Raw genomic sequence first — 25,364 nt, 5'->3', positions numbered from 1 at the left:
CTAATCTTTACAATCATCAGAGTTTTAGCAGGTGGAAAATATGAGAGTACTTGTTGCAGATTCAATCAATGAAAAGGGGATAGCTGAACTTGAAAAGGTGGCCGAGGTTGTAGTTGACACCGATATAACACCTGAAGAACTCCTAGAGACTATAAAAGATTTTGATGCTATTATTGTAAGAAGTAGGACGAAAGTCACAAGGGAAGTTATAGAGGCTGCTCCAAGATTGAAGATCATCGCAAGAGCGGGTGTGGGCGTGGATAATATCGATGTTAAAGCCGCCACTGAAAAGGGTATCATGGTTATAAATGCCCCTGAATCCACTTCTATCACAGTCGCAGAACATACCATGGGTTTAATTTTAGCACTTGCAAGGAAAATACACTTAGCTGATAAGTCCGTGAAGGAAGGTAGATGGGATAAGAGCAAATTCATGGGTATAGAACTCAACAACAAAACCCTTGGTGTTATAGGGATGGGTAGGATTGGGTCACAGGTGGTTAAACGTGCAAAATCCTTTGGGATGAATGTGCTTGTCCATGATCCATATATTAGTAGAGAAACGGCTGATGAAATGGGCGTGGAAATAGTTGACCTTGAAACACTACTCAAAAAATCTGATATTATAACTATACATGTCCCATTAACCCCAGAGACACGATATCTTATATCAGATCGTGAATTGGATATGATGAAGGATACAGCTTTCATAATAAATTGTGCCCGTGGAGGTATAGTGGACGAGAAAGCATTGTACAATGCATTAAATGAAGGTAGGATAGGAGGAGCTGCCCTTGATGTATTCGAGGAAGAACCCCCAAAAGACAGTCCACTCTTAGAATTGGATAATGTGGTTTTAACTCCACACATAGGAGCCTCAACAGTTGAGGCTCAGCGAGACGCGGCTATAATCGTTGCAAATGAAATCAAGAAAGTTTTTGAAGGTGGAACCCCCCAGAATGTGCTTAACATGCCAGTGCTAGACCCTGAAACTTTCAAGTTCCTGAAACCATATATTGTATTAGCCGAGAAACTAGGCAGTCTCGTTGTGCAAGCAACACCTGGAAAAATAGAAAACTTGGAAGTTACATACTGTGGTGAACTAGCTGAAATACCACAGCAGGACATCCTCACAAGAACCATACTACAAAGCATATTAAATCCAATACTCACAGAGCCTGTAAACCTAGTTAATGCGCCTATGATCGCGGAGAAAAGGGGTATGATAGTTACAGAGGGTAAAAGGTCAGAATCTGGGGATTATAAGTCACTTATAGTGTTAAATGTTAAATCTGATAAGGGAGAGTTTAGTGTTGAGGGAACCTATATCAGGGAGCCTAAGATAGTGAAAATAAATGACTATAAGGTGGATATAAAACCTGAGGGTATAATGTTAATAGCGAAGTATAAGGATCTTCCAGGGACCATCGGTGCCATAGGGACAAAACTTGGAGAGCATAACATTAACATAGCTATCATGCAAGTTGGTAGGAAAGAAATCGGAGGCGAAGCTGTAATGGTCCTTAAAGTAGACCAAGAAGTGCCTCCCACAGTCCTAGATGAGATAAAAGAACTAGAGAATGTATATGATATTGTCGCAATTGAATTATCTCATTAAAATTTCGAATTCTATCCTATTACCAAACCTGTCATAGGATGCTATGCTTTCCTCTTGATAGGGATATGCTATTATAATATGGAAGAAACCATTCTTTGCGAAAAAGTAAAGATCTTCCTTTGAAGGGTTATTGTTGGGTGTTGGATGAGAATGAACTGATCCAATGGGGGAAGTGAATGGTGGTAACATGAAAGTCCGCATTACAGCACCTTCATTTGAAAATTCCCCTGGTAGAAAAATTAATCCAGTGACATGGAGGCTCTCATTCTCTATTTTACCCTCAAGAAAGGCTGCGAATTCCCTGGGATGAACATTCCGCGCAGTTTCTATTATATTATCTATAACCTTCAGATCAACTTGCACCCTTTTGATTTTCTTAATCCCAAATACTTTTTCCAGAAGATAACTTATAATCCCCATTATTTTATCCCTTCTATTGTCTTGAAAAATTCTTCATCAAAAATTGGGAGTTTCTTGTCGACTATGATCCTTTTTCTCTTTGATTTCACCTCTTTTTTGTATCTGGGATCATAGCCCCTTATAGTAACAATTCTCTTGTATATTCCAATACCTCTCCTATGCCAAGTGGGTACCTTCGCAAGGTTCACACCCCTCTCAAAGAGGAGTTCGTGGATGTCACCTGCTTTTAAACCTTTAAGTTTTTCTGTGACGGTTTTCCTATCCATGGTTTCTCTCAAGGTCCAATAAGCATAACTGTTAAGACAGTTTCGCCATGCCTCATCCTGCCTTGCCTTGAAATATTCTACTAGTAGATGGTCACCTAAGGGGATGATGCGACTATCAAATGATACGGGCTTTTTAATATTATCCTTTTTGAATTTTTTGAGGAGGCATAGGATGAATGATGTTCCTGTGAAACTTGCGAGTACAGAATCGAGTTTTTCGATGCGACCGTTGAATGGTAACTCTCCAAATAGTATGTTGATCTCATCAGAGAATGTGTAAATGAAAATCGGACTAAACTCCTTCATGAGGTTAATTGAAGTTTCAACCATGCAATCTGCAAAAAAGGGATCATATGGTCTTTTGAAGTCCAATTCTCTGGTTAGTCTATGGAACCCTCTGCCATCGAGCCTTGCAACTACTTTGCAGCCACATGGTGGTCTAATGTTAGAGTAGATTTCGCATTCTTTCATGTGCCGACCTTGAAGTTCTCACTTAAACTTTTAAGGAGTTTGATAGCGGAATAAGCTGCTAATACACTCGTTTTGGGGTTGAGTGCGCATCTAATATTCTTTGCGATTGTTTTTAATTCTCCAAAGTCTCCTTTAACGGTGATTTCATGCACATTCCTATCTACTTGAGGATCCACTATAATCTCGACTTCAACATCCATGTCACATACTATGCTGAGTGTGGCTGCTACATTTATGTTAAGGGGGAATTTTTTAACAGCTTCTGAAGCATTACCCTTATATAGTACTTTTTTTTCATCGGTGGTTATGCCTAGTGAACGTGGGGGCTTCCTCGTGGTTAATTTAACAGAGGTGATCTCACCTATAGAGGCTGCTTTTATACCATCTAAGCCTACTATAGCACCTGAAGGGATGTAAACATTCGCATTATTCTTCGAGGCTAAAGCTTCGATTTTTGAACGAAGCCCTTTGTCCATTAAAGCCCCTACACTCATTATAAGAACGTCTTTTCCTGCTTTGAGGATATCGGGGACGATTTCGGCCACGGCCTCGGGGGATGCGGCTTCTATTATGAGATCGACTTTGTCTAACATGTCCTCTACTTTTAAAACTGCTATCCCATCTACCATAGATGATAGGTTCTCAGCCTTTTCAAGATCCCTATCATAGAAGAATCTAAGTTTGATGTTAGAATCTTCTTCCAAAATGTAGCTTGTGATTATGTTAGCTATGGCTCCGCAACCCACTATCCCTACTATCATGATCTTACCCTTATCTTATTGGGCTTTCATAGGATTTTTTGACTTCGTGTGTTTTAACCTCTGGGGATATTATAAGTATGTCACCCACGGCTTTAACTCTTTCATATGGGATGTCTATCATACCTTCTTCTTTTAGTGGTCTAATTTCATCGGATTCTGGGACTATACGTATGCTGGTCTTCAAGACATCTTTTAGCCCTAAATCTCTTTTCTCAGGGCTCATTGCCTTTGCTTTAAGTTTTGACACTCGGCCTTTCTTTATGTTAAGGACAACATCCTGAACCCTGCCAACATATTTACCAGTGGAAGTGTATATGTCAAGGCCATAAAGGTTGGATAATTCCACCATAATTTCTACACTCCTACCCTCTTTTTGGGTATATTTTTTTATATGAAAGTCTATTTCATTTTATAATTTAAATAGTTTATAAGAATGATGAATTTTCTGGAGTGGATCCAATTTGGGATAAAAGCAGAGATCATCAATAAACTTGGCTGTTGGTCCATTATTTTCCATGAAAACTTTAAATTGGCGATTCATGTACAATATAACAGATTTTTCTAATAACTAGATGGTAGACTGTTCGGTTGACTAAATAGGCTAGATTTTGTAAAGAATGTAGAAAAGTTTTTTCAAGGGTGCTGTTCTTCGATTGCTTCGATCCTATTCACATATTCTTGGATTTTGAACTTTCTTTTAAGTCCACGGTCGTTCATGTACCTGACCTTCCCAAATATCTTTCTTTCGCCCCAAGCACGATCGTGTTTCCCAAAACACCAAGCAACTCCTGCAAACCCGTTAGGATCACGACCATCTATTTCATATTTATTATTGAGATGAAGTGCGATCTTATATGCTTTTTCAGGGTGTTCAGTCCATTCTAGGATCTTTTTACCCCAGTACATTCTCATGTAGCCGTGCATTTTCCCAGTGATTACCATCTCTTTCTGGGCTGCGTTCCAATATTTGTCATGGGTTTCGGCGTTTTCAAATTCTTTTAACTCGTATTCGTATTCTCTTGGGTCGGATGCGTGTTCCATTAATGTATTGTAGGCCCATCCTGGTAAAGACTTAATTGTGTAATAGTTATCATTGTAATGGACAAAGTTTATGCTAAGTTCTCTTCTTACAATGAGCTCTTCCAGAAAATTTGGACATTTCCCCGCTTTCGAGGCCTTGTATGCTAAGTATAAAGGTGATATATGCCCAAAATGCAAGTATGGACTCATATTTGATAAACAGTTTCTTACGGGGTCATTTCTGAACTTTTCGAAGCATTCAAGTTTTTCCGATAAGAATTTTTCAAAGATTTTAATTGCTTCTTTTGTGCCGCCTTGGAATATTGATGGTGTCATTTCATCCTTCAAGCCCAATTTTTTCAGGAGTTTGTCAAGATCAGGATCCACTGATTCAATGTCAATGTCAAGTGAATTCACTTTAAGAGTCTTTGGATGCACCGGCTTCATAAAATATTTTAATTTACGGGTTATTTTAGGCCTGAATGTCCCAGCGGAATATTCTTCCTTATTAGAGGCTGTTTCAACGGGTACAATAACATTGTTCTCTACTTGGATTAGTGGGCAGTCAATAGATGCTTTGAGTTCATCATACCACTTTTTCTGGATTTCAAGGTAACCTCTATCTGTTATAACAAGTGAAGCATCATCTGAGTATTTTAAAACCGCAGAAGGGGGATCATTAAGTTGTATTGAAAATATCACCCCCATATCTTCTAGTTCATTCTTAACATGACGGAGTCCTTCAATTAAAAACCTGTAATGGCGTGAATTGGCTTCTGGGAAATCTGAAGTGAGTCCAAAGACTGTTAAGAGGGGCTTTTGCATTTTGTTAGCGGTTTCTATAGCGTATTCAAGGGCATGATTCCAGTGAGTTCTTACAGATGCTTGCATCCAATATAGAATATAATCTCCACGGTGGGCATCCATGGATCTAAATTCGTTCAAGTTTTTAATTCTTTCTTTATGTATCATAGGTAATCCACCTTAATTTGTTATTTAATGTACACATGTACAATCTTTGATTTAAGGTTCGGAAAAATTTCTGCCTTGAAGTGATCTTATAACGTATTGGCCATGATATAAAGGAATTGTATTAGAAAGACTATATACCTTCTGTAATGGCATCAAGGAAGAATTCACCCCCCATCTTGCAAATTTTTGCTGAAAATATGGATATCTTTTATGTGATATTGGTTTCTCTATCATCATATAATTTGCAAAATACCTCCAAAATCTAGCTCACTTGGTCAGTTATGTGCCCCTCCATATCCTGAGTGATAAAGTAGCATATGAGATTAAAATTAACCCTATATTAGGAGAGTGGAACCCACCCAATCAATAAGTCCAAGTGGCTCTAATGAAATCAGCATTCCCAAATTTAAGGGAATTTGAAAATTATTGAACCTTCGTATCTGCAATTTTCTTGTTCAATGGACAAACCCAAAACAGCAGTTTTAAATAATTTTTTATTGTAAAATCAGTGTTACAAGAAATCCAAGAATAATAGGAGTGTGGATTCAGTGTGGGATACAAGCCAAGATTATAGATTTAAAGTTGCTGATAAATCTATAAGCCTATTCATGAAAGCCGTTGAATCAGGTAGCCTCCACGGGCAATGGAATAAAAAATTAGCCGTTCAAATGGCCGATGAAATTAAAAAGATCCTCCAAAGCCTTATTTATTCCTATCTTGAACCAAAAGAACTTACATATTCACCAGAAATGCAGTTGATTAAAGAAAAGGGAGAAAATATAATAGAAGCTCTCGGAGGTGAAAAATGGGCTGAATTGTTCCTTAAAGAGGCAAAAGATAAAGAGAAAACAGAAGAAAATATTGCTAGGATAAAATTTTTCCTTAATACAATACTCAAACTTAAAGAGCGTATAATGTTGGGTAAAATCCTCGACCCAATTATAGGCGTCGACATAATAGTAGGGGAAGTTATGAGTTCCACTAAGCACCCACGAGCCACTAGGCTCCAAATATGCAATGTCAACATTGGTGATAGATCCATTAAGGTTGTGACAAATGATCTGAAGGTTAAAATGGGAGATCATGTTGCAGTCGCATTATTACCACCACAAAATTTCATGGGAATAACAAGTGAAGGAATGTTCCTGGGCACAGAGGGCGTCCTAAGGAATGTTGAAGGCGAAATAGGTTGTCTTCCAAAAAAAATACCCCTAGAATCTCTTAATGAGGCGAGGAAAATAGTAGAAAAGTTCATAGAAGGAAAATAATATTAGAATTCTCTCCATGGGGTGCCCAAATAAAATTTTAAATCATTTAAAAAGCCATGGTTCCATTAATATACTCTTACATTCATCTTTAAATCTGCATTCTCCACAATTTCGTGGTAATGGACATCCAAGTTTTTTAAGATAATAATCTGGATCTTTCGCCTTTAATGGATAATATCCAGAATAATCAACATTCTTTAAACCCTTCTTTTCACACTCTTTTACAAGATCTTCCATCAAACCCTTGGATGGCCCACTATGATAATATAATACGAAGTTGGGCCTGAATCCGACAAGTCTATAAGGGATTTCTTCGTTTATTTCTGCTAGAAACTCCGCTATCCTAGGAACTTCTTTATCGGTTATCCTTGGTATCACAACTGTCCTGAAAGTTCTAACCTTTTCAGGGGCTTTTTCCGCAAGATAGGCAGCATTCCTTAATACCGGCTCTGATGGCGCCCCTGTAAGGTTTCTGTGGACCTCATCATTAAATGCTTTGATTTCAAAATTTATGAAATCCGCAATCCTCAAAATCCTCTTAAAGGTTTTCATTGTTGGGAAACCATTCGTGGCGATGCCCACTTCAATTGAAGGGCTAAATCTTCTTATTTTCCCTACAAGCTCTTCAAGATATGGTGTGTGTATTGTGGGTTCCCCTCCAGTGAAACTAAGCCTATATGCTCCTATATTCCTCGCGAGTGGACTTTCAAGATGTTCTAAGGTCTCCCTGGCCATCTTCTCAGGTTCAATATAGCCTCTATAAATCCATCCTGTATCCGGATATTGTGAAATCCGATAGGCGTTACAATATAAGCATTTGAATGAGCAGCCAAGGAAAGTTATGGAATAACTTTTCAGAATATAAGCTAAACTTGTATATGCTACCTCTGGTAATCCTACATTGCAAATGCCAGTTTCTCCTTCAAGACGGTTTACACCGCATCGCCACTCACAAAGTTTACAATTTTTAAAATCCATCATATAATAGTCATTTTTTGTTGAATATAATAAGTTTAGTTCTTGTCATGTCCTCTATAGCATATTTAACGCCCTCTTTACCCATTCCACTGCAGTCAAAGCCTCCGAATGGCATGTGATCGACCCTGTAAGTCGATTGTTTATTTATAAGTACTGCTCCCGCCTCTAATTCCGAAGCGAATCTTAAAGCCTCATGTATGTTCTCTGTGAAAACCCCTGCCTGGAGAGCATAACAAGTGCTATTAGCGACCTTCAAGGCTTCATCAGCATCTTTAACTCTTATTATAGGTGATACTGGGCCAAATGTTTCCTCCCTAACAAGTCTCATTGAAGGTCTAACATTATCTAATACAGTAGGTTCGAAGAGGTTTCCATCCCTCCCCCCACCATATAAAAGCTCCGCGCCTTCATCTATCGCCTCCGAAACCAACTTTTCAATGTTTATGGCGGCCTTTTCATTTATAAGGGGGCCTATATCAGTTTTTGGGTCGAGTGGATCGCCTATTCTCAACTTTGAAGTTTCTTTGACCAATTTTTGCGCAAATTCATCTGCTATTTTCTCATCGACAATTATCCTCTTTACTGCTATACATATCTGGCCTGAGTAGAGGTATGAGCCCCTTATAGTACCTTTAACAGCTTTTTCTATGTTAGCGTCTTTGAGTACTATGAGTGGGTCGTTACCCCCTAATTCTAGGGTGATTTTTTTCATCCCACTCTTTTCCGCTATCATTTTACCTGTTTTAAAGCCTCCTGTGAATGATATTTTGTCAATATCCTCGCTTTTTAAAAGTTCGTCCCCTATAATGGAAGCTCTACCTGTCAGAACATTTATTGCACCTGGCGGGAAGTATTCATCTAATATTTCGCCTATTTTTAGTGCTGATAATGGTGCTTTAAGTGATGGTTTTAATATTACACTATTTTTTGATGCAAGTGCCGGGCCAACTTTGTGGATGGCTAGGTTAAGTGGATAGTTGAATGGTGTTATGGCTGCTATAACTCCTAGTGGTAGTTTTATGGTGAAGCCTATGAAGTTCTTACCTCCTATACCAGCGTCCATTGGGATTGTCTCTCCATATATTCTCTTGGATTCTTCAGCGGATAATTTCAGTGTTTCGATGGATCTTTTGACCTCGTCTTGGGCTGCTTTTATAGGCTTCCCAGAATCGAGGGCTAGTAAATGTGAAAATTCTTTAGATCTTTTTTTGAGTTCCTGACTTGTATCATAAAGTGCCTCTGAAATTCTGTGCGCTGTTAATGAAATCATCTTATCTTTGGCTTTTTTAGCCGCTGAAATAGCTTCTCTTGTATCTTCCTTTGAAGCTGCGGGTACTTTGTCTATGATCTCATTGGTATAGGGATTGCGTATTTCGATCTTCTCCTCGCCCTTGAGTCTTCCATTGATTAACATTTTCATTAGAAGACCCCTCAGAATTTACTTTTAAGGCTTTGGATTGAATTTGTAACACTTTGCACATCAGTCTGGTTTATCTCTTTACCTGCGGATATTAGATAGTTTTTATACCATAGTGCTGCGAAAATCACTATGACGATAACCCCACCAAATAATAGTATCATTTCAGCAGAGCCTTGTGCTGTTTCATCATCTCTTATATCCATTGATTTTGCCTCCATAATTTATTATGGTGCCATGGAGCCCACGATTACAAAGCCAAACTTGTCAATAACATAGAATATGCCAAATGCTAAAACAGCCAATGGAATGGCATATTTGATACCCTTTCTAGCACTTCCAAACATGATTATGCCTATAAGTAACCCTGCTATTATAGAATGGATTACTATATAACCTCCAGCAGCGATCTTTGCAGTTCCGAGGATTGGATTGGTTTTTCCGAGGGATTCTATGAATGCTGAGTATACCATGATCATTCCAAGTGCGAATGGCGCTGCGATTATAGCGGCCACCACAAGGAACATGACAGACATCATCACATTAGCCTTCCGCTCCCTTTTAAGGGCTAAAACTGCACGCGTATCCTCTGCAACAGCTTCTATGACATCCGCAAGGCTTCCACCAGCCCTTTTACCCTCTATTATCATCCTGAAGGTCCTGTCAAGAGTGTCAGATTTCAGTCTATTACCCATTGACAATAGAGCATCATCAAATGTTCTCCCTATCTTTATCTCGATAACCGCCCTCCTCAATTCATCATATAATGGGCCCTTTCCCTGTTTTGATATGTCTTCAAGGGCTGTTTCAAGACCGACTCCTGCACGTAAAAGTGATGCTATCTGCCTTAGAAAATCTGGAGTTCCCTGTTCTATTGTATCGATTCTCCGCTCCATCATTATAAAAATATAAGCGGCAAATATTATAGGGGGAAGAGAAAAACCTGCGATAAATGGGATTAAAAGGCCCATGCCCAAGATCATGGCTATTATAATCCCAATTAATCCGAAGAATATGCTTGTAAATAGGATTAATGTTACAATTTCAGCGGCTTTTACATAAATCCCTGTTCTAACAAGGTTCTCCTGTATTCTTATAAGGAAGTTTCTAGGGATCGCTTTTTCAACTACATGGACAATAGGGGATAAAAATTCTGGGAGAAGCACCATACTAAATCACTTCCAAACTGTTAAATTATATTTTAGATGGGAGTGTATTTAATATTTTAGGATTTTTTTTGATGAGAATCATGTCCTCAGTTCTCATGCCAAATTTTCCCCTAATGTAAATTCCAGGCTCTATTGTTACTATCATGTTCTTTTCGAGTTTAATATCCTCATTAGCCGATAAAGATGGCGGTTCATGGACTTCCAATCCTATACCATGGCCAGTGGAATGTATGAAGTTGTCTTCATACCCATATTCAGATATAACACCCCTCACAACCTTGTCTATATATGAAGCTTTCACTCCAGGTTTGGCTGTTTTCACTCCTTCCCTTTGGGCATCCAACAAAATGTCAAGTATCTCCTCCTCTTCTTCCCTCCTAGCAATGGTTCTTGTGGTGTCGGAATAATAATATTTCCAAGTAGCACCCCAATCAATGACCACAGGGGTCTGTATTTTACTGAATGAAACTTCAGCGTGCGGATTACTCGACCTTACACCAGATGCTACAATAGTATCAAATGCAGGCTTCATAGACCCCCTAATTTTCATATGATATTCAAGATCGGCTGCTATCATAGCTTCAACACCCTGAACTTCTATTTCCGTGAAAGATTCCTCCGCTATCCTTAAAGCCTTTCTGATATATTCTATTTCAACTTTCTCTTTTATCATCCTGAGATCGCCTATAATGTCCTCAATGATACATTTAAAAGAATCTCTTAACTTACTGAATGTACTAATTGGAAGTGAAGGTTCAAAGATAACAGTCATGGGGGATAAACTTCCAATTTTTTCTTTCACATCCTCTGATTTCTTAAATTCAAAAACATCAATTGTTGATGAATTTTCGGCTTCCTCAATATCCATACTAGTAACCATCAAAAATGGTTCATCAGTCAAGATCAAAAATGCACGAGTAGACGGTCTAAAACCAGTCAAATAGAAGATATTTTCACTTTTGGATATCACAGCCATGTCACAGCTTTTTTCCATCACTTTTTCAAGCGCGGCCTTCAGTCTATCCATTAAAATCACCTATAATGTAAATTTTTGCTGTCATGATATTTTTTCACATAATAACATTATAATTTACTTCCGCGCAACCCTCCTGGAAAAATTTGGAGAAAATTTTCACATGAAAAAATATCAATTAGTGAAAAGTTTATTAAATATTGTATCCCACCTTCTGGTGATGTTATGGACGAATTTAATCTTAGAAAATTTGTTACAGGTGAACTAGTATTCGGAGAAGGTGCAAGATTACTAACCCCACAATATGCGATAAACCTTGGAGCAGAGAAAATACTCCTTGTAACTGATCATGGTATAGAAAAGGCCGGCCATGTAGATGAGATAGAATCCCTACTAACTGAGAATGGACTAGAATATGTAATCTACAATGATGTTACGCCAAATCCACGCGATTATGAGGTTATGGAAGGTGCCAGGGTTTTTGAGGCCGAAGAGTGCAATTTTATAATAGCCCTTGGGGGTGGAAGTCCAATAGACTGTGCAAAGGGCATAGGTATAGTAACCTCCAACAAAGATAATATCCTCAAATTTGAAGGCGTTGACCAAATAACAGTACCTGGCCCCCCAATTATTTGCATACCAACCACAGCCGGAACATCAGCAGACATTTCACAATTTGCAATAATAAAAGACACCAAGAGAAAAACCAAAATTGCCATAATAAGCAGAACCCTCATCCCAGATGTTTCACTCATAGACCCATATACAACCCTAACCATGGACAAACTACTCACAGCATCCACTGGTATGGACGCCCTCGCACATGCAATAGAAGCCTATGTATCCACCGCAAGCTCACATTTAACAGATATAAATGCACTTGACGCTATAAAACTAATAAGTGAAAATTTGCACAAAACCATCAAAGACCCCAAAAATCTTGACCTACGTACCAATATGATGCTCGCAAGCCTGGAAGCAGGATTGGCCTTCTCCAATGCAAGTCTAGGTCTTCTACATGCAATGGCACACAGCTTAGGCGGTAGATTGGACATTCCCCATGGAGTGGCTAACGCCATACTAATAGAAGATGTTATAGAATTCAATTTCCCTGCAAACCCGCAAAAGTACAAGAGAATAGCAGAAGCCCTAGGCTTAAAGTCAGAGACAAAAGGGGTGAAAGATGCTCTTATATCCAAGTTAAAAGATTTTAAGAAGGAACTTGGAATTGACATGAGCCTGGAAGATTATGGTATCCTAGAAGATAAGATAGATGAACTCGCAGAATTAGCATTTAATGACCCTTGTATTGTTACAAATCCGCGCAAGCCAAGAATAGACGATATAAAGGGGATATTTGAGAATGCCATCAACAAATAAGGATTGGCAAAATCTTAGAAAAGCTATTATGGGCTTCAGCGGAAAATCTGTGAGAAAGAGTTATTATCCCCAATTAAAGGATACACTCCACAAACTTCAAAGATTTAAAACTTTACTTGACCATACAAGAGACTTCATATTCCTAATTGATACCGATGGAAAAATAATAGATATTAATAAATCAAGCCTTATCAATCTAGAATATTCAAAGGATGAGATAAACTCCATTTTCAATATAATCCCCAAAGGATACCATGAAAAGTTCAAGAAAATCCTTTCAAGGAAAGAGAAAATGTCCATAGAAGCACCCCTCATCAAAAAGGATGGAAATCTCATCCTAACTGAAATGAACTTAGATACTGTTAAGTTTAATGAAAATGATTATGCTGTTATCGTAGCCAGGGATATAAGAAAACGTAAAGAATTGGAGGACAAGCTTAAAAGATCCCTCGAAGAGAAAAAACTCCTATTAAAGGAAATCCATCACCGAGTGAAAAATAATCTGCAAATAATCTCAAGCTTACTCAGCCTACAATCAATAAACCAATGCAAGAATGGTACATTCAAAGAAACACAAGATAGGATAAGGTCCATGGCGCTTATACATGAACAATTATACCAATCTGAGGATCTTTCAAGGATAAACTTCAGAAAGTATGTGGAAAAGCTTACAAGGAATCTTGTCTATTCATATTCTACGGGAAAATCCATAAATATAAAATTGGATGTTGAAGATTTACACCTTAACATCGACACTATAATACCCCTTGGCTTGATCATCAACGAACTTGTAACAAACGCCCTGAAGTATGCATTCAATGGCAGGACACAAGGGACAATATACATTAGTTTTAAGAGAGTGGAGGACAACCTTGAATTGAAAGTGAAAGATGATGGTATAGGATTTCCAGTAGGTAAACTTCAAGAAAACAAGTCATTAGGCTTGAAACTTGTTAATATCCTTGTAGGACAATTAAAGGGTAAAATGTCCGTTGAAAGTCATGATGGTAGTTGCTTTAAAATAATATTCAAAGGATAGAAACTATTATATGAACATAGAGAAATTATAAATTAATATGGTGAACTTCACGACTAGGGAAATAAGAGATATCATAATATCAATGTTCGTAATAGCGGCTGTTTTCTCATATGTTTTTTCGAATAAGCAACTTAACATAGCAGTTTCACTCTTACCAGCGAGTATCATAGGCGTGGGCGTGGGTTTCGTATTCCATGAAATAGCCCACAAATTCATGGCAATAAGATACGGTTTCTGGGCTGAATACAGACTATGGGTAGGTGGCATACTACTTGCCATTATAACAGCATATTTTGGTTTTGTATTCGCAGCACCGGGAGCAGTATACATACATGGAGCATACATTAGCAGAGAAGAAAATGGTAAAATAGCACTAGCAGGACCTGCCACAAACATACTACTAGCATTATCTTTTATGTTCATAGCATCATTTTCAACAGGCATACTAGCCAGTATAGCAACATTAGGATATGCCGTTAATAGTTTCATAGCATTCTTTAACCTCCTACCCTTCAGCGTATTGGACGGGGCTAAGATTATACGCTGGAATCCGATAACATGGCTCCTCGCCATTTTAATAGCCCTTGCAATCACATTTAAAAGCATATTCACCCTATAGTGATAATTATGTTCTCCAATGTACCCGTGAAATATATTGGTTGCACGCACAGAGCCAGAAAACCTTCAGAGACTATAAAATGGATTAAAAAGAAACTGCAAAATATAGGTGTCACAAGGATAACAGAAATAACACACCTCGACAGGATAGGTATACCAGTATATTCTGCCATAAGACCAACTGCAGAAGAGGGTGCTGTGAGCATATACGCTGGTAAAGGGGCTACACGGTCGCAGGCTAAAGCATCAGCCATGATGGAAGCATTCGAGAGATACTCAGCAGAGAAAAAAAATGAAGATGCCGAAAAGTCCATTAAAGCACCATTAGATAATATAATAGAATATGTAGACCCTAAAAGTCTCATACTCCCCCATGATAGTAAAGTGGATGGGAAAATTGAATGGGTGAAAGCCACAAACTTAAAAAATGAAAAAGAGGTTTACATACCCGCAAATGCAGTTTACCATCCTTATAATCCACCTGAGGATTGTGTAAGTCTTTTCAGGTCAAATACTAATGGACTCGCCTCAGGGAATGCTATCGAGGAAGCAGTATTCCACGGACTCATGGAACTAATAGAAAGGGACGCTTGGAGCATCTTCGAGGCGAAAAGAGGTCCAAAAAGGGAGATAGATTGTCAGGACGCCGAGAATAAGATCATAGAGGATCTACTCCACAAATTCGAGGATGCGAAGATCGACATAACCCTCATAGACCTTACAAACGATATCAGAATACCAACAATCGCCGCAGTAGCAGATGACATCCTCCTAAAAGACCCTGCACTACTAAGCATAGGTGTGGGAACACACCTAGACCCTGAAGTAGCAGTTATAAGGGCTCTCACAGAAGTGGCCCAGAGTAGAGCCACACAAATACACGGAACCAGGGAAGATACTGTTAGGGCAATTTTCATGAGGAAAGCAGGGTATGAGCGGATGAAAAGAATCAATAAGCATTGGTTCGGAGAACCTGAAACTGTAATAGGATTGGATAAATTGAAAAATAGGTCAAAAAGAACCTTCCGAGAGGATATTAAAGTCACTCTTAGAGAGTTGAAAAGGTGCGGGTTTTCTGATGTGTTTTTTGTGGATCTTACACGTGAAGTTAAGGTGCCAGTGGTGAGGGTTATAGTGCCTGGATTGGAGGTATTTGCTGTTGACAACACCCGTATAGGGGATAGGATCAAGTATGAAGCGGATAGTCGTATTCACAGGTCCATCCCTACATCCTAGAGAAGCTAGGAAGGTATTAGATGCCGAATATCATCCCCCAGTAAGGAGAGGTGATATCCTAAAAGCTATTAAAGGGCCTGTTGATATTATCGTGATCATAGATGGGGTATTCCATCATGAACCTGCAGTCGCCCACAAGGAGATAATAGAAGCGCTTAAAATGGGTGTGAAAGTGGTTGGAGGGGCTAGTATGGGGGCTCTCCGAGCATCAGAACTTGACGGTCTTGGGATGATAGGTATAGGTTATGTATATCATAAATACAAGGATGGAAGCATAGAATCTGATGATGATGTTGCAGTTGCTTTTGACCCCAAGACCCTACAACCATTATCAGATTCCCTTGTAAGTATTGAATACAACTTTAAAAAAGCATATATGCATGGTATAATATCAAGGGATGAACTAGAATACCTTATCAGGATTGCCAAGTCAATATTTTATCCCAAAAGGACTTATGATAGGATCTATAAAGAGTGTAATATAAACCCGGCGATTCTTCGAAGATTAAAGGAATTTATAAAAGAAGAGGGTGTTGACATAAAAAGGGAGGATGCAATCAAAGTCCTAGAATATGTAAGGGACAAAATATTGAGGCGGCACTCCAATGGAACTCCAGGCAAAGATTAAACAAGTTGAAAACATCCTAAAGGATAAAAAGGTTATAATAGCATTCTCGGGCGGATCAGACAGTACACTAATCGCCAAAATAGCATCAAAGATTTCAAGGGAAGCTATTGCAATAACTATAGATAATGGGGTACTACCAGTGGAGACCGTGCGAAATGCGAAATATACAGCTTCAAAACTGGGAATCTCACATAAGATCATAAAAGAAAATTTCCTCGAACATGAAAATTTCAAGAAAAACACCACTCAAAGATGTTTCTATTGCAAGGATCGTATGTATGCCATTCTAGAATCTATAGCAGAAAAAAAAGGATTTGATATCATAGTAGATGGGACTAACATAACAGACATGCTCGAAGATCGACCAGGAATCATAGCAAATTACAAAAGAAAAATAAGAAGTCCACTATTAGAAGCGAAAATAACAGAAGAAGATGTTATAGAATACCTAAAAAAAGAAAACATAAACTATACACCGAATACTACCTGTCTAGCGACTAGAATAAAAGGGCCGATAACCACCAAGAAACTCAATATGATATCATATGCTGAGAACCTCATAAAGGATCTTACAGGCCTCGAATTAGTCAGAGTCAGGGACTTCGATGGGATCGCGGTAATCCAGGTAGATGATACAAGTAAAATACTGAACATGCAACTTCTGGGATATATCGTGGAAAAATTTAAATCAGCAGGTTTCAAAGGCGTCCATGTGGATATAGAAGGCTACCGCAAAAATAGGGGGGAGCTCATAGGCTCCCAAGAAGATGATAAGATAATATTTGAATTAAAACTCCCTTATCCCATTGATTTGGAAAAAACGCGCTTAAGGTTCAAGGATCGCCGAGAAGATATTCTAAGGTTGGAAATAGAGGATAGTATAGTTAAGATCTCAGAGGATGGTAAGATAATCATTGAGGAGGTTGAGGATAGAAAAAAAGCCGAAAGGATACTATCAGAGGTACTATCCTCTATAAAGCGACGGGAGAACTAGAGTACAGTTTGTATATCCTCATCTATACTCCTTCTAAAACTGGTTATTTTACGGATGAAGCCTCTATTGTCCTCCCCGTGGAATATGATGTCCCCCAAAACGTGGAACTCAACATCGTCTGCTCTTATATTATTGAATATTATTTGTATTTGATTCGCTTCATCTAGCGTATCATTGGCTATAATGCGATACTCTATGTTAAGATCTTCATGTTCTATAACATCACTTACTATTCTCTTGAGTAACGATTCCATCACCGCAAGGAATGTTTCAATATATGGTAGTCCATGCCACCAGCAATATCCCCATAAAACCTTTAACTGAAGGTCACTGATAGATACTTTTCCCCCATTTTTCGCGGCGAAGGTTAAAACACCCTTTGAGGCTTTTATACGTAGAGTGGATTCGCTACTCATCTGAATCAACTAGGGCCTTTATAAGGTCCTGGGCTCTTAACAGTCCTACAAGTTCGCCTTCAAAGTCTATTACAGGGATTTGTTCGATCTTGGATTTTCTCATCTTCTTTGCGCAGTCACTGACACTTGTCGTTTTTGTCACTGTAACTAGTTCTGTTGTGGCAACATCTCTCACTTCCTTATCTGAAAATTTGAGTTGGTTTTTTATAACATAGAGAACATTTCTACTATCCCATGTCCATCTGTCCCCTTCAGTACCTACTGAAGTATTATGGACTGTTCTCTCAGAAACTACCTCGCTTTCGTTTAGAAAATCTGTCTCAGTGAGTATCCCTGATAGTCTAGCTTCATTGTTAATTGTTAGCAGAACCTTCAATTTGAAGTATCTCATGATCTCAAATGCTATGTTAAGAGGTGTTCTGTCCCATGTTGTGGGTATGTTTAGAATCATGTAATCTTCCACTGGGGAGTCTATGTCCATTTCTGCGAGTGCACGGGATACAATGTCATAGGCTGTGATTATACCTACCAATTTATCGTTTTTGACTATGGGAATCCTCCTTATATTATTTTTCACCATCTTAGAAGCCACTAAACTTACAGGATCCTCTGGGGAAGCTACAATAGGATCCCTTGTCATTATAAGGGCTATCTGTTCCTCGTCCGGATTTTCTATGATATCTGAACGTGTTATGATACCAACGAGCTTATCGGAGCCCTCTTTAACAACTGGTAACCCTGAAACATTCTTTTTCCTCATTATATCCAATGCTTGGGCGCGGTTTCCTGGAACTTTCACATAGTATATTTCTTTTGACATTATATCCTTTGCTAACATTATTAACACCTTATCTAAAAAAAGGTCTTTTTGAAAGGGGTCAATGAACTACTAATACTGGGCACTTTGCAGATCTTACAACCTTTTCTGTCACACTCCCAAGAAGGAACCTATCAAGGCCATGTTTACCTGACGTCCCCATTACCACGAGATCTATGCCCTCCTTTTCTATCGTATTTAGGATGGAATCCGCAGGGGAACCCTCATCTGTCTTTAATGTGAGTTTGATATCATGACCTGATTCTTCGACGAGCTTTTTTATCTTATCTAAGGAATTTGAAGCTTCTTCTTCAAGGATTTCCTTGATGCGTATTATGAGGTCGTCGGCTGGCAATCCTATGAAAGTGGATGTTTCCATGACTGTTAATGCCACTATCTCCGCACCACTCTCCTTCGCTATCCATATGGCATGTTCGGCTGCCCTGTTAGCATATTCAGAGCCGTCAGTGGGTAGGAGAATTTTTTTGTACATAAATTCACCTCTTAACTATTCTACCTTTTATTATAACATATCTTATATTTTTCGATTGGCTTCTATTAATAAGTGAAAGATAAGGATTCTCAGATAAGGATTCAACTATTATAAGATCTGCTCGAAAACCTTCAGCTATGCATCCTATTTTTTCGCCAAGAAATTTATGAATGTTTGTTGTCACCATCTTCAAAACATCCCTTGGGTTGAAATAGCCTCTTTTAAAAGCTCTTGTAACCTTCAAGGTGTATTCCATTTCTCTGAACATGTCTGGGGCGTTAAACATTATGTTGTCAGTTCCCAGGAGCAAATTAATATTCTTGTCATGTATTTTTGCTATTGGTGGTATTCCTGTTGAGAGCATGCCATTTGATCTTGGACATGCAACAATTGTAGCTTTATTTTCTGAAACTAGCCTGAAGTCTTTTGGGAATGGATTAGTAAAATGTACGAGTAAATGGAAGCCCGCATCTATGGCCCTTTCCACTTCACTTTTACCTGTCTTCTCTATTGAAAGTTTTTGAGCTTCAATGCTTTCGGCTACATGGATCGAGGCTATTTTATCCCATTTTTCACATTCTTCCACGATTTTGTGGGCTGTTTCATCGGTTATTTCACCGAATCCACTAGGTCCTATCCCATCAGCGAATTTTAGGAGTTTTTTTATCCTATTTTTCAATTTTGTGGTGTTCGGGTCTTCTTCTAGGAAGATCGGATCCCTTCCTAGTATGATGGAATTTATAGGCAAGTCTTTTAGCGCCTTTTTAAGCAATTTTATGCCTTTTATTCCACCTTCTCTATAATCTATGAAGGTTGTAGTGCCAGCTGATATCATTTCCATGATGGAAGCCCTACTAGCCTCTATGATATCCTTGTCTTTTGTATTCTCTAAAATCCTATGTTTCAATCCCATTGGGGGTTTCACTATCTCATCTAGGCTTTTACCATCACCTAAATCCTTTAGGATGCTGTCAGCAGTGTGTACATGCGCATTTATAAATCCTGGGGCTACGATACAACCTTTAGCGTCTATTCTATGATCAGAGGGGATTTTTTCCTTGGTTATCTCTGCTATCCTGCCATCTTCTATTGCAATATTCACCCTCATAGGGTTTAAATTCATGCCCCCTAATACAATACCGTTTTCAATAACAAGCATTTCAAATCCCTAAGAGATCCTATAAGACCCTTATAAGCTTCTAAAATACCTTCCACCGAAGGATTTCCCAACTTCTATTAATATAAAATTTTCCAACTATGATTCGTGGTATTCATTGAGGGATTTAACCGTTATTTTACCCATTTTAACAGCTTCTATAGCATTTAAAGCCGCTCTTGCACCCGCGAGTGTTGTGACGTATGGTATACCTAATTCTATGGCCATCCTCCTTATAATGTATCCGTCATCGGCTGATTGTTTACCAGAGGGCGTGTTTATTATAAGTCCCACTTCACCAGCTAGTATGGCGTCTTTTATGTTAGGAGAAGCTTGACTCACCTTATTTATAACCTCTACGTTTGAAATGTCCTTCACAGCCTCTGCGGTGCCACGTGTCGCTATAACCTGGAATCCTAACTCCTCTGCTTTTTGCACTATGTCTGCTATCCTTGGCTTGTCAGAATCTTTAACACTTATGAAGATTTTACCTTCTACCGGTAGTTCCATGTTGGCTGAAAGTTGTGACTTGTAATAGGCTAGGCCGAAGTTTTCGTCGATACCCATGCTTTCACCGGTGGATTTCATCTCTGGTCCGAGAACTGCATCGGCTCCTGGAAGTTTTATAAATGGGAATACAGATTCTTTAACCGCCACGTGGTCTATTTCTTTTTCTGAAGTCAAGCCCAATGATGATAGTTTTTCACCTAACATCAATTTCGCAGCGACCTTTGCCAAGGGCACTCCTGTTGCCTTGCTCACAAAAGGTACCGTCCTACTTGCCCTAGGGTTGGCTTCGAGTATGTAAACCGGGGGGTCCTCATCTACTTTAACAGCATATTGTATGTTTATTAACCCTACAACTTCTAATTCTAGTGCGAGTTTCCTTGTGTAATCCTTTATGATCTCTATTATATCTTCTGGGATGGTCTGAGGTGGTATGACACATGCTGAGTCCCCTGAATGGACACCGGCTTCTTCGATATGTTCCATGATACCCCCTATATAGACCTCCTCACCATCACATAACGCGTCGACATCAACTTCTATAGCATCCTCTAGGAATTTGTCCACAAGGATTGGATGTTTTGGTGAAACTCTGACGGCCTCTTCCATGTACTCCTCAAGTTCTTTTTCGTCATAGACTATTTCCATTGCTCTTCCACCAAGAACATAGGATGGTCTTACAAGTACAGGGTATCCTATTTTTTCCGCGACACGTCTAGCGTCCTCGAATGATTTTGCTATACCATATGGGGCTTGGGGTATATTCAATTTTTCCAAGACTCTTGTGAATCTTTCACGGTCTTCGACTTTATCAATGCTCTCATATGGCGTTCCAAGTATTCTCACTCCTTCCTTTGCGAGTGGAACTGCTAGATTAATCGATGTTTGACCCCCAAATTGGACAACGACACCATCTGGTTTTTCTTTGTCAATTATGGCTAATACGTCCTCTAGGGTTAAGGGTTCGAAATATAGCTTATCTGATATGTCATAGTCTGTACTTACTGTTTCTGGGTTGTTGTTTACCATTATTGTCTCGAATCCTTCCTCTCTAAATGCCATGGTCGCATGCACACAACAATAGTCAAATTCTATACCTTGACCTATCCTTATAGGCCCCGATCCTATTATCAAAACCTTAGGCTTCCTTGAAACTTCCACTTCATCTTCCATGTCATAAGATCCATAATAGTATGGGGTTTTAGCTTCGAATTCGGCAGCGCAAGTGTCAACCATCTTATATACTGGTTTTATATTATGCTTCCTGCGCAAGTCACGTATCTCCTTTTCCTTTAAACCTGTAAGTTGGGCTATTTTTTTGTCTGAAAAACCCAATCTTTTAGCTTTCTTCAATGTTTCAGGGCTTATTTCATCCCCTTTGAGGGATTCTTCAAATTTTATTATTTCAAGTATCTTGTATAAGAAAAATTTATCGATCTTCGTAAGCTCATAGACCTCATTTATACTCATCCCATTTTTTAATGCCGTGTATACTTGGAATAATCTCTCATCTGTGGGATTGGCAAGATCCTCTGGTGTGAAGTGAACTTCTTCGAAACCATATCTTCCAATGTCCAGTGACCTTATAGCCTTATGCAAGGATTCCTCCAAGGTCCTGCCAATGGCCATAACTTCCCCGGTGGACTTCATCTGGACTCCGATTCTCCTGTCTATGTCCCTGAACTTATCGAACGGCCAGCGGGGTATTTTGGTCACGACATAGTCTATGCTTGGTTCGAATGATGCTGGCGTTTCCTTTGTGATATCATTTTGTATCTCGTCGAGGGTGAGGCCTATGGCTATCTTCGCAGCTATCTTGGCTATGGGATACCCTGTTGCCTTAGATGCTAGGGCACTGCTCCTGCTCACTCTCGGGTTCACTTCGATGACTTTATATTCTCCTGTTTCAGGATGCACTGCAAATTGTATGTTACAGCCTCCTTCGATTTTAAGAGCTCTTATTATTTTGAGGGATACGTCCCTGAGTTTCTGGTTTTCTTCATCACTTAATGTCTGGGCGGGTGCAACTACTATACTCTCACCTGTGTGTATACCCATAGGGTCTATGTTTTCCATGTTACAGACTATGATACATGTGTCATTTTTGTCTCGCATAACCTCATATTCAAATTCCTTCCAGCCTAGGACTGATTGGTCTATGAGCACTTGGTTTATGAAACTCATTTCAAGGCCTCTTGTGACCACTTCTTTGAGTTCTTCTGGATTGTGGGCCACGCCCCCACCGGTACCTCCTAGTGTGAAGGCTGGTCTCACGATAACAGGGTATCCTATCTCTTTAACAGCTTCTAGAGCTTCCTCAACGGATTCAACGGCCTTTGCTTTGGGTACTGGTTCGTTAAGCTTTTTCATGAAACTGTCGAAAAGGTCTCTGTCTTCGACGTTCCTTATTGTTTCAATGGATGAGCCTATAACTTTAACATCTCCTAGTGCCCCCATTTGTGCTAGTCCTGTTGCAACATTTAGGCCTGTTTGACCGCCCATGGTTGGGAGTAAGGCGTCTGGTTTTTCTTTTTCTATGATTTTTGCCACTATTTCTGGCGTTAATGGTTCAATGTAGACTTTGTCGGCCATTTCCTTGTCTGTTTGGATTGTTGCAGGGTTTGAATTGACTAGTATGGTTTTAACACCTTCCTCTCTCAAGGCTTTACATGCTTGGGAGCCTGAGTAGTCGAATTCGGCTGCTTGTCCTATCTGGATCGGTCCCGAGCCTATTATAAGTACCTTATTTATGCTTTTATCCCGCGGCATCTTGTGATCCCCTTTAATATTCCCTCATTATCTTCACGAATTTGTCGAAGATGTTGTATGTATCGTGTGGTCCTGGTCCTGCTTCTGGATGGTATTGTACGCTCATGATAGGCAATTCTCTATGTTGTATTCCTTCAACTGTCCCATCATTAAGGTTTATGTGGGTTATTTTGATCTCTTTTTCGTTTATTGACATTGGGTCTACTGCGAATCCGTGATTTTGTGATGTTATAGCGACTTCTCCTGTTTCTAGGTTTTTGACTGGTTGATTGGCTCCTCTGTGTCCAAATTTCATCTTGTATATTTTCGCATCGAATGCTAGTGCTATTATCTGTTGACCAAGACAGATCCCAAATATTGGAAGCTTCTCTGATAATTTTTTAACTGTTTCTATAGCTTCTTTAACCCTTGTTGGATCTCCAGGACCGTTTGATAGTAGTATGGCATCAGGTTCATATTCTAGTATCACATCAGGGCTTGTATTATATGGTAAAAGGGCCACGCTAACCTCCCTTTCCAGAAAAGCTTTTATGATATTGTTTTTTATTCCGCAATCTATTATAGCGATCCTGTCATTGTATTCTTCATGCAAAATCTTAGGTTCTTTCACAGAAACTTTATCCACAAGGTCTAATTCGCGTATGTCCGGTTGTTCAACGGCCAATTTTATAAGTTCATCATCATCAATCTCCTCGGTCGCTAGAGCACCCTTCATAGTCCCTTTCTTTCTTATTTTTATTGTCAAGGCCCTTGTATCAACACCACTTATACCTGGAATCTCATATTCTTCTAGGAAATCTGAGAGTGTCTTTTCTGCTAAGTGATGTGATGGTCTTTTACATTGTTCCCTTACAATAAGTCCTTCTGCTTTTATACCGTCTGATTGATACCATTTACTGGATATACCATAATTTCCTTGGAGTGGATACGTTAACATTAAAATTTGGCCTTTATATGATGGGTCGGTGAGTGCTTCAACGTAACCTGTCATACCAGTTGCAAATACGACTTCTCCACTCTTAACTGTTTCAAAACCGAAACCTTCACCCTTGAGTAAAGTTCCATCTTCTAGGGCAAGTTTAGCTTCCCTAACCATTAAATCACCAATTCATATTTCTTTTTTCATCACCACGGCGTCGTCACCGTTCTCATAATATTGTGGTATCCTATTTTCTTCTTTAAATCCTAAGCTCTTATAAAATTTTATAGCCCCTTTATTTTTCGCCCTAACTTCCAATTTAACAATATTAACTCCAAATTTTTCAAAAATCTTTATAGCTGCTTTTACAAGTCTTGTTCCGAATTTCCTGCGACGATATTTTCTATCAACCGCTAGTGATATTATATGTCCTTCATTTTCAAATCTTATCCAAAATATAATATACCCTACAACCATATTATCTTCTTGGGCAACGAGAAAACCAGCCCCTATATCATAAAGGTAACGTATAAGCTGTGGAGGATAAGGCTCATCAAAGGACATGTTCTCGATTTCAATAACCCTCTTAAGATCTTGTGGCTTAAATTCCCTCACTATCATCATCCTTGTCTCCGTGATATGTATGTGGGAAGATATTGCATCCTATATAATACAAGAATGCAACCCAAATGATAAAGTTGTGGAAGTAGGCGTCGGAAGATTTTTCAAAGTTGCAGAGTACCTCCAAGAACATTCAATGATTGATCTGATCTTAACAGATATTAAACCTTCCCACCCCCATGTAATAGAGGATGATATCACAAATCCAAGATTAGAAATATATAAAGGGGCGCGGTTAATATACTCGATAAGACCCCCACTAGAATTACACAAACACCTTATAAAAGTAGCAGAAAATGTAAAAGCCAAACTTTTAATAAGACCACTATCCACAGAACATCCTACAATAGAGAACATGAAACTCATAAACTATAAAAGAAGTTTCTTTTATGAATATCAACCCAACCAAAGGAGATATCTAGAGTGAAATGGGAGCAA

The 25,364-nt window shown here is 39.0% G+C and carries 26 protein-coding genes; 9 read left to right on the top strand and 17 right to left on the bottom strand.

Features of this window, described 5'->3' with window-relative positions; translation table 11 throughout:
* Window positions 1-40: 40 nt before the first annotated feature.
* Window positions 41-1,618: a phosphoglycerate dehydrogenase gene (gene serA, locus QFX38_02370; GenBank protein MDI9623716.1), complete on the top strand. Its 1,578-nt coding sequence runs from the start codon at window positions 41-43 to the stop codon at window positions 1,616-1,618.
* Here serA and QFX38_02365 read toward each other — a convergent pair.
* The 5 genes from QFX38_02365 to phrB all read right to left on the bottom strand — a co-directional run bounded on the left by QFX38_02365 (window position 1,607) and on the right by phrB (window position 5,528).
* The gene (locus tag QFX38_02365) at window positions 1,607-2,038 is read right to left on the bottom strand and encodes a Mov34/MPN/PAD-1 family protein (protein MDI9623715.1); all 432 of its coding nucleotides are present in this window, start codon (window positions 2,036-2,038) and stop codon (window positions 1,607-1,609) included. The genes serA and QFX38_02365 overlap by 12 nt on opposite strands.
* Window positions 2,038-2,775 carry a tRNA(His) guanylyltransferase Thg1 family protein gene (locus QFX38_02360; protein ID MDI9623714.1) on the bottom strand — a complete coding sequence of 246 codons (738 nt, stop codon included), beginning with the start codon at window positions 2,773-2,775 and terminating at the stop codon, window positions 2,038-2,040. The genes QFX38_02365 and QFX38_02360 overlap by 1 nt, the downstream gene beginning before the upstream one ends.
* Window positions 2,772-3,536: an aspartate dehydrogenase gene (locus QFX38_02355; protein ID MDI9623713.1), complete on the bottom strand. Its 765-nt coding sequence runs from the start codon at window positions 3,534-3,536 to the stop codon at window positions 2,772-2,774. The genes QFX38_02360 and QFX38_02355 overlap by 4 nt, the downstream gene beginning before the upstream one ends.
* 10 nt (window positions 3,537-3,546) lie before the next feature.
* The gene (locus QFX38_02350; GenBank protein MDI9623712.1) at window positions 3,547-3,885 is read right to left on the bottom strand and encodes a PRC-barrel domain-containing protein; all 339 of its coding nucleotides are present in this window, start codon (window positions 3,883-3,885) and stop codon (window positions 3,547-3,549) included.
* Window positions 3,886-4,169: 284 nt separating this feature from the next.
* Window positions 4,170-5,528 carry a deoxyribodipyrimidine photo-lyase gene (gene phrB / locus QFX38_02345; protein ID MDI9623711.1) on the bottom strand — a complete coding sequence of 453 codons (1,359 nt, stop codon included), beginning with the start codon at window positions 5,526-5,528 and terminating at the stop codon, window positions 4,170-4,172.
* 548 nt (window positions 5,529-6,076) lie between these two features.
* Between phrB and QFX38_02340 the strand changes: the two genes are divergently transcribed.
* Window positions 6,077-6,796 (top strand): tRNA-binding protein, encoded by a 720-nt coding sequence (locus QFX38_02340; GenBank protein MDI9623710.1) that lies wholly within the window; start codon window positions 6,077-6,079, stop codon window positions 6,794-6,796.
* Between the two features lie 42 nt (window positions 6,797-6,838).
* Here QFX38_02340 and QFX38_02335 read toward each other — a convergent pair whose 3' ends face one another.
* Genes QFX38_02335 through QFX38_02315 form a run of 5 tightly spaced genes read right to left on the bottom strand, consistent with a single transcriptional unit; the run spans window position 6,839 to window position 11,387 of the window.
* Window positions 6,839-7,774 (bottom strand): radical SAM protein, encoded by a 936-nt coding sequence (locus QFX38_02335; protein ID MDI9623709.1) that lies wholly within the window; start codon window positions 7,772-7,774, stop codon window positions 6,839-6,841.
* 10 nt (window positions 7,775-7,784) lie between these two features.
* The gene (locus QFX38_02330; protein MDI9623708.1) at window positions 7,785-9,194 is read right to left on the bottom strand and encodes a lactaldehyde dehydrogenase; all 1,410 of its coding nucleotides are present in this window, start codon (window positions 9,192-9,194) and stop codon (window positions 7,785-7,787) included.
* Between the two features lie 11 nt (window positions 9,195-9,205).
* Window positions 9,206-9,412, bottom strand: coding sequence for a class III signal peptide-containing protein (locus tag QFX38_02325; protein ID MDI9623707.1), 207 nt, complete (start codon window positions 9,410-9,412; stop codon window positions 9,206-9,208).
* Window positions 9,413-9,418: 6 nt separating this feature from the next.
* A complete protein-coding gene (locus QFX38_02320) occupies window positions 9,419-10,360 on the bottom strand; it encodes a type II secretion system F family protein (GenBank protein MDI9623706.1) in 942 nt (313 codons plus the stop codon).
* Between the two features lie 25 nt (window positions 10,361-10,385).
* The gene (locus QFX38_02315; GenBank protein ID MDI9623705.1) at window positions 10,386-11,387 is read right to left on the bottom strand and encodes an aminopeptidase P family protein; all 1,002 of its coding nucleotides are present in this window, start codon (window positions 11,385-11,387) and stop codon (window positions 10,386-10,388) included.
* 171 nt (window positions 11,388-11,558) lie between these two features.
* On the opposite strand from QFX38_02315, the gene QFX38_02310 reads away from it, so the two are divergent.
* Genes QFX38_02310 through larE form a run of 6 tightly spaced genes read left to right on the top strand, consistent with a single transcriptional unit; the run spans window position 11,559 to window position 17,228 of the window.
* The gene (locus tag QFX38_02310) at window positions 11,559-12,713 is read left to right on the top strand and encodes an iron-containing alcohol dehydrogenase (protein MDI9623704.1); all 1,155 of its coding nucleotides are present in this window, start codon (window positions 11,559-11,561) and stop codon (window positions 12,711-12,713) included.
* Entirely contained in the window at window positions 12,697-13,752 is a 1,056-nt protein-coding gene (locus QFX38_02305; GenBank protein MDI9623703.1) for a histidine kinase dimerization/phosphoacceptor domain -containing protein, read from the top strand. Before QFX38_02310 ends, QFX38_02305 begins: the two co-directional genes overlap by 17 nt.
* Before the next feature lie 37 nt (window positions 13,753-13,789).
* A complete protein-coding gene (locus tag QFX38_02300) occupies window positions 13,790-14,371 on the top strand; it encodes a site-2 protease family protein (GenBank protein MDI9623702.1) in 582 nt (193 codons plus the stop codon).
* Window positions 14,372-14,379: 8 nt separating this feature from the next.
* Entirely contained in the window at window positions 14,380-15,606 is a 1,227-nt protein-coding gene (locus tag QFX38_02295; protein ID MDI9623701.1) for a YcaO-related McrA-glycine thioamidation protein, read from the top strand.
* Entirely contained in the window at window positions 15,563-16,234 is a 672-nt protein-coding gene (locus QFX38_02290) for a TfuA-related McrA-glycine thioamidation protein (GenBank protein MDI9623700.1), read from the top strand. Before QFX38_02295 ends, QFX38_02290 begins: the two co-directional genes overlap by 44 nt.
* Window positions 16,212-17,228: an ATP-dependent sacrificial sulfur transferase LarE gene (gene larE, locus QFX38_02285; GenBank protein ID MDI9623699.1), complete on the top strand. Its 1,017-nt coding sequence runs from the start codon at window positions 16,212-16,214 to the stop codon at window positions 17,226-17,228. Before QFX38_02290 ends, larE begins: the two co-directional genes overlap by 23 nt.
* Here larE and QFX38_02280 read toward each other — a convergent pair.
* The 7 genes from QFX38_02280 to rimI all read right to left on the bottom strand — a co-directional run bounded on the left by QFX38_02280 (window position 17,225) and on the right by rimI (window position 24,926).
* Window positions 17,225-17,644: a hypothetical protein gene (locus tag QFX38_02280; GenBank protein MDI9623698.1), complete on the bottom strand. Its 420-nt coding sequence runs from the start codon at window positions 17,642-17,644 to the stop codon at window positions 17,225-17,227. The two genes, larE and QFX38_02280, sit on opposite strands and share 4 nt — an antisense overlap.
* Window positions 17,637-18,482, bottom strand: a complete 846-nt coding sequence (locus QFX38_02275; protein ID MDI9623697.1) for a CBS domain-containing protein — start codon at window positions 18,480-18,482, stop codon at window positions 17,637-17,639. Before QFX38_02275 ends, QFX38_02280 begins: the two co-directional genes overlap by 8 nt.
* A gap of 40 nt (window positions 18,483-18,522) precedes the next feature.
* The gene (locus QFX38_02270; protein ID MDI9623696.1) at window positions 18,523-18,954 is read right to left on the bottom strand and encodes a universal stress protein; all 432 of its coding nucleotides are present in this window, start codon (window positions 18,952-18,954) and stop codon (window positions 18,523-18,525) included.
* 4 nt (window positions 18,955-18,958) lie between these two features.
* Complete coding sequence (locus tag QFX38_02265; GenBank protein ID MDI9623695.1) at window positions 18,959-20,113, bottom strand: amidohydrolase family protein; 1,155 nt, start codon at window positions 20,111-20,113, stop codon at window positions 18,959-18,961.
* Between the two features lie 96 nt (window positions 20,114-20,209).
* Window positions 20,210-23,386 (bottom strand): carbamoyl-phosphate synthase large subunit, encoded by a 3,177-nt coding sequence (gene carB, locus QFX38_02260; protein MDI9623694.1) that lies wholly within the window; start codon window positions 23,384-23,386, stop codon window positions 20,210-20,212.
* A 13-nt stretch (window positions 23,387-23,399) separates the two neighbouring features.
* A complete protein-coding gene (carA, locus tag QFX38_02255; GenBank protein MDI9623693.1) occupies window positions 23,400-24,482 on the bottom strand; it encodes a glutamine-hydrolyzing carbamoyl-phosphate synthase small subunit in 1,083 nt (360 codons plus the stop codon).
* A gap of 12 nt (window positions 24,483-24,494) precedes the next feature.
* Entirely contained in the window at window positions 24,495-24,926 is a 432-nt protein-coding gene (rimI, locus tag QFX38_02250) for a ribosomal protein S18-alanine N-acetyltransferase (protein MDI9623692.1), read from the bottom strand.
* Between the two features lie 22 nt (window positions 24,927-24,948).
* Here rimI and QFX38_02245 point away from each other — a divergent pair, with 22 nt between their 5' ends.
* Window positions 24,949-25,353, top strand: coding sequence for a UPF0146 family protein (locus QFX38_02245; GenBank protein ID MDI9623691.1), 405 nt, complete (start codon window positions 24,949-24,951; stop codon window positions 25,351-25,353).
* The last annotated feature ends 11 nt before the right edge of the window (window positions 25,354-25,364 follow it).

The sequence above is a fragment of the Methanothermobacter sp. genome, assembly GCA_030055615.1.
Classification (GTDB): domain Archaea; phylum Methanobacteriota; class Methanobacteria; order Methanobacteriales; family DSM-23052; genus Methanothermobacter_A.
This window is presented reverse-complemented; position numbering and strand designations above follow the sequence as displayed.

What these genes read in the sequence shown, in the direction of transcription:
- phrB (MDI9623711.1), bottom strand. Translation starts at nt 5,528, where the DNA reads ATGATACATAAAGAAAGAATTAAAAACTTGAACGAATTTAGATCCATG.
- QFX38_02330 (MDI9623708.1), bottom strand. Translation starts at nt 9,194, where the DNA reads ATGAAAATGTTAATCAATGGAAGACTCAAGGGCGAGGAGAAGATCGAA.
- QFX38_02245 (MDI9623691.1), top strand. Translation starts at nt 24,949, where the DNA reads ATGTGGGAAGATATTGCATCCTATATAATACAAGAATGCAACCCAAAT.
- QFX38_02315 (MDI9623705.1), bottom strand. Translation starts at nt 11,387, where the DNA reads ATGGATAGACTGAAGGCCGCGCTTGAAAAAGTGATGGAAAAAAGCTGT.
- larE (MDI9623699.1), top strand. Translation starts at nt 16,212, where the DNA reads ATGGAACTCCAGGCAAAGATTAAACAAGTTGAAAACATCCTAAAGGAT.
- QFX38_02265 (MDI9623695.1), bottom strand. Translation starts at nt 20,113, where the DNA reads ATGCTTGTTATTGAAAACGGTATTGTATTAGGGGGCATGAATTTAAAC.
- QFX38_02325 (MDI9623707.1), bottom strand. Translation starts at nt 9,412, where the DNA reads ATGGAGGCAAAATCAATGGATATAAGAGATGATGAAACAGCACAAGGC.
- QFX38_02275 (MDI9623697.1), bottom strand. Translation starts at nt 18,482, where the DNA reads ATGTTAGCAAAGGATATAATGTCAAAAGAAATATACTATGTGAAAGTT.
- QFX38_02310 (MDI9623704.1), top strand. Translation starts at nt 11,559, where the DNA reads ATGGACGAATTTAATCTTAGAAAATTTGTTACAGGTGAACTAGTATTC.
- QFX38_02350 (MDI9623712.1), bottom strand. Translation starts at nt 3,885, where the DNA reads ATGGTGGAATTATCCAACCTTTATGGCCTTGACATATACACTTCCACT.
- QFX38_02280 (MDI9623698.1), bottom strand. Translation starts at nt 17,644, where the DNA reads ATGAGTAGCGAATCCACTCTACGTATAAAAGCCTCAAAGGGTGTTTTA.
- QFX38_02320 (MDI9623706.1), bottom strand. Translation starts at nt 10,360, where the DNA reads ATGGTGCTTCTCCCAGAATTTTTATCCCCTATTGTCCATGTAGTTGAA.
- carB (MDI9623694.1), bottom strand. Translation starts at nt 23,386, where the DNA reads ATGCCGCGGGATAAAAGCATAAATAAGGTACTTATAATAGGCTCGGGA.
- QFX38_02365 (MDI9623715.1), bottom strand. Translation starts at nt 2,038, where the DNA reads ATGGGGATTATAAGTTATCTTCTGGAAAAAGTATTTGGGATTAAGAAA.
- rimI (MDI9623692.1), bottom strand. Translation starts at nt 24,926, where the DNA reads ATGATAGTGAGGGAATTTAAGCCACAAGATCTTAAGAGGGTTATTGAA.
- QFX38_02270 (MDI9623696.1), bottom strand. Translation starts at nt 18,954, where the DNA reads ATGTACAAAAAAATTCTCCTACCCACTGACGGCTCTGAATATGCTAAC.
- carA (MDI9623693.1), bottom strand. Translation starts at nt 24,482, where the DNA reads ATGGTTAGGGAAGCTAAACTTGCCCTAGAAGATGGAACTTTACTCAAG.
- QFX38_02300 (MDI9623702.1), top strand. Translation starts at nt 13,790, where the DNA reads ATGGTGAACTTCACGACTAGGGAAATAAGAGATATCATAATATCAATG.
- QFX38_02290 (MDI9623700.1), top strand. Translation starts at nt 15,563, where the DNA reads ATGAAGCGGATAGTCGTATTCACAGGTCCATCCCTACATCCTAGAGAA.
- serA (MDI9623716.1), top strand. Translation starts at nt 41, where the DNA reads ATGAGAGTACTTGTTGCAGATTCAATCAATGAAAAGGGGATAGCTGAA.
- QFX38_02305 (MDI9623703.1), top strand. Translation starts at nt 12,697, where the DNA reads ATGCCATCAACAAATAAGGATTGGCAAAATCTTAGAAAAGCTATTATG.
- QFX38_02355 (MDI9623713.1), bottom strand. Translation starts at nt 3,536, where the DNA reads ATGATAGTAGGGATAGTGGGTTGCGGAGCCATAGCTAACATAATCACA.
- QFX38_02360 (MDI9623714.1), bottom strand. Translation starts at nt 2,775, where the DNA reads ATGAAAGAATGCGAAATCTACTCTAACATTAGACCACCATGTGGCTGC.
- QFX38_02335 (MDI9623709.1), bottom strand. Translation starts at nt 7,774, where the DNA reads ATGGATTTTAAAAATTGTAAACTTTGTGAGTGGCGATGCGGTGTAAAC.
- QFX38_02295 (MDI9623701.1), top strand. Translation starts at nt 14,380, where the DNA reads ATGTTCTCCAATGTACCCGTGAAATATATTGGTTGCACGCACAGAGCC.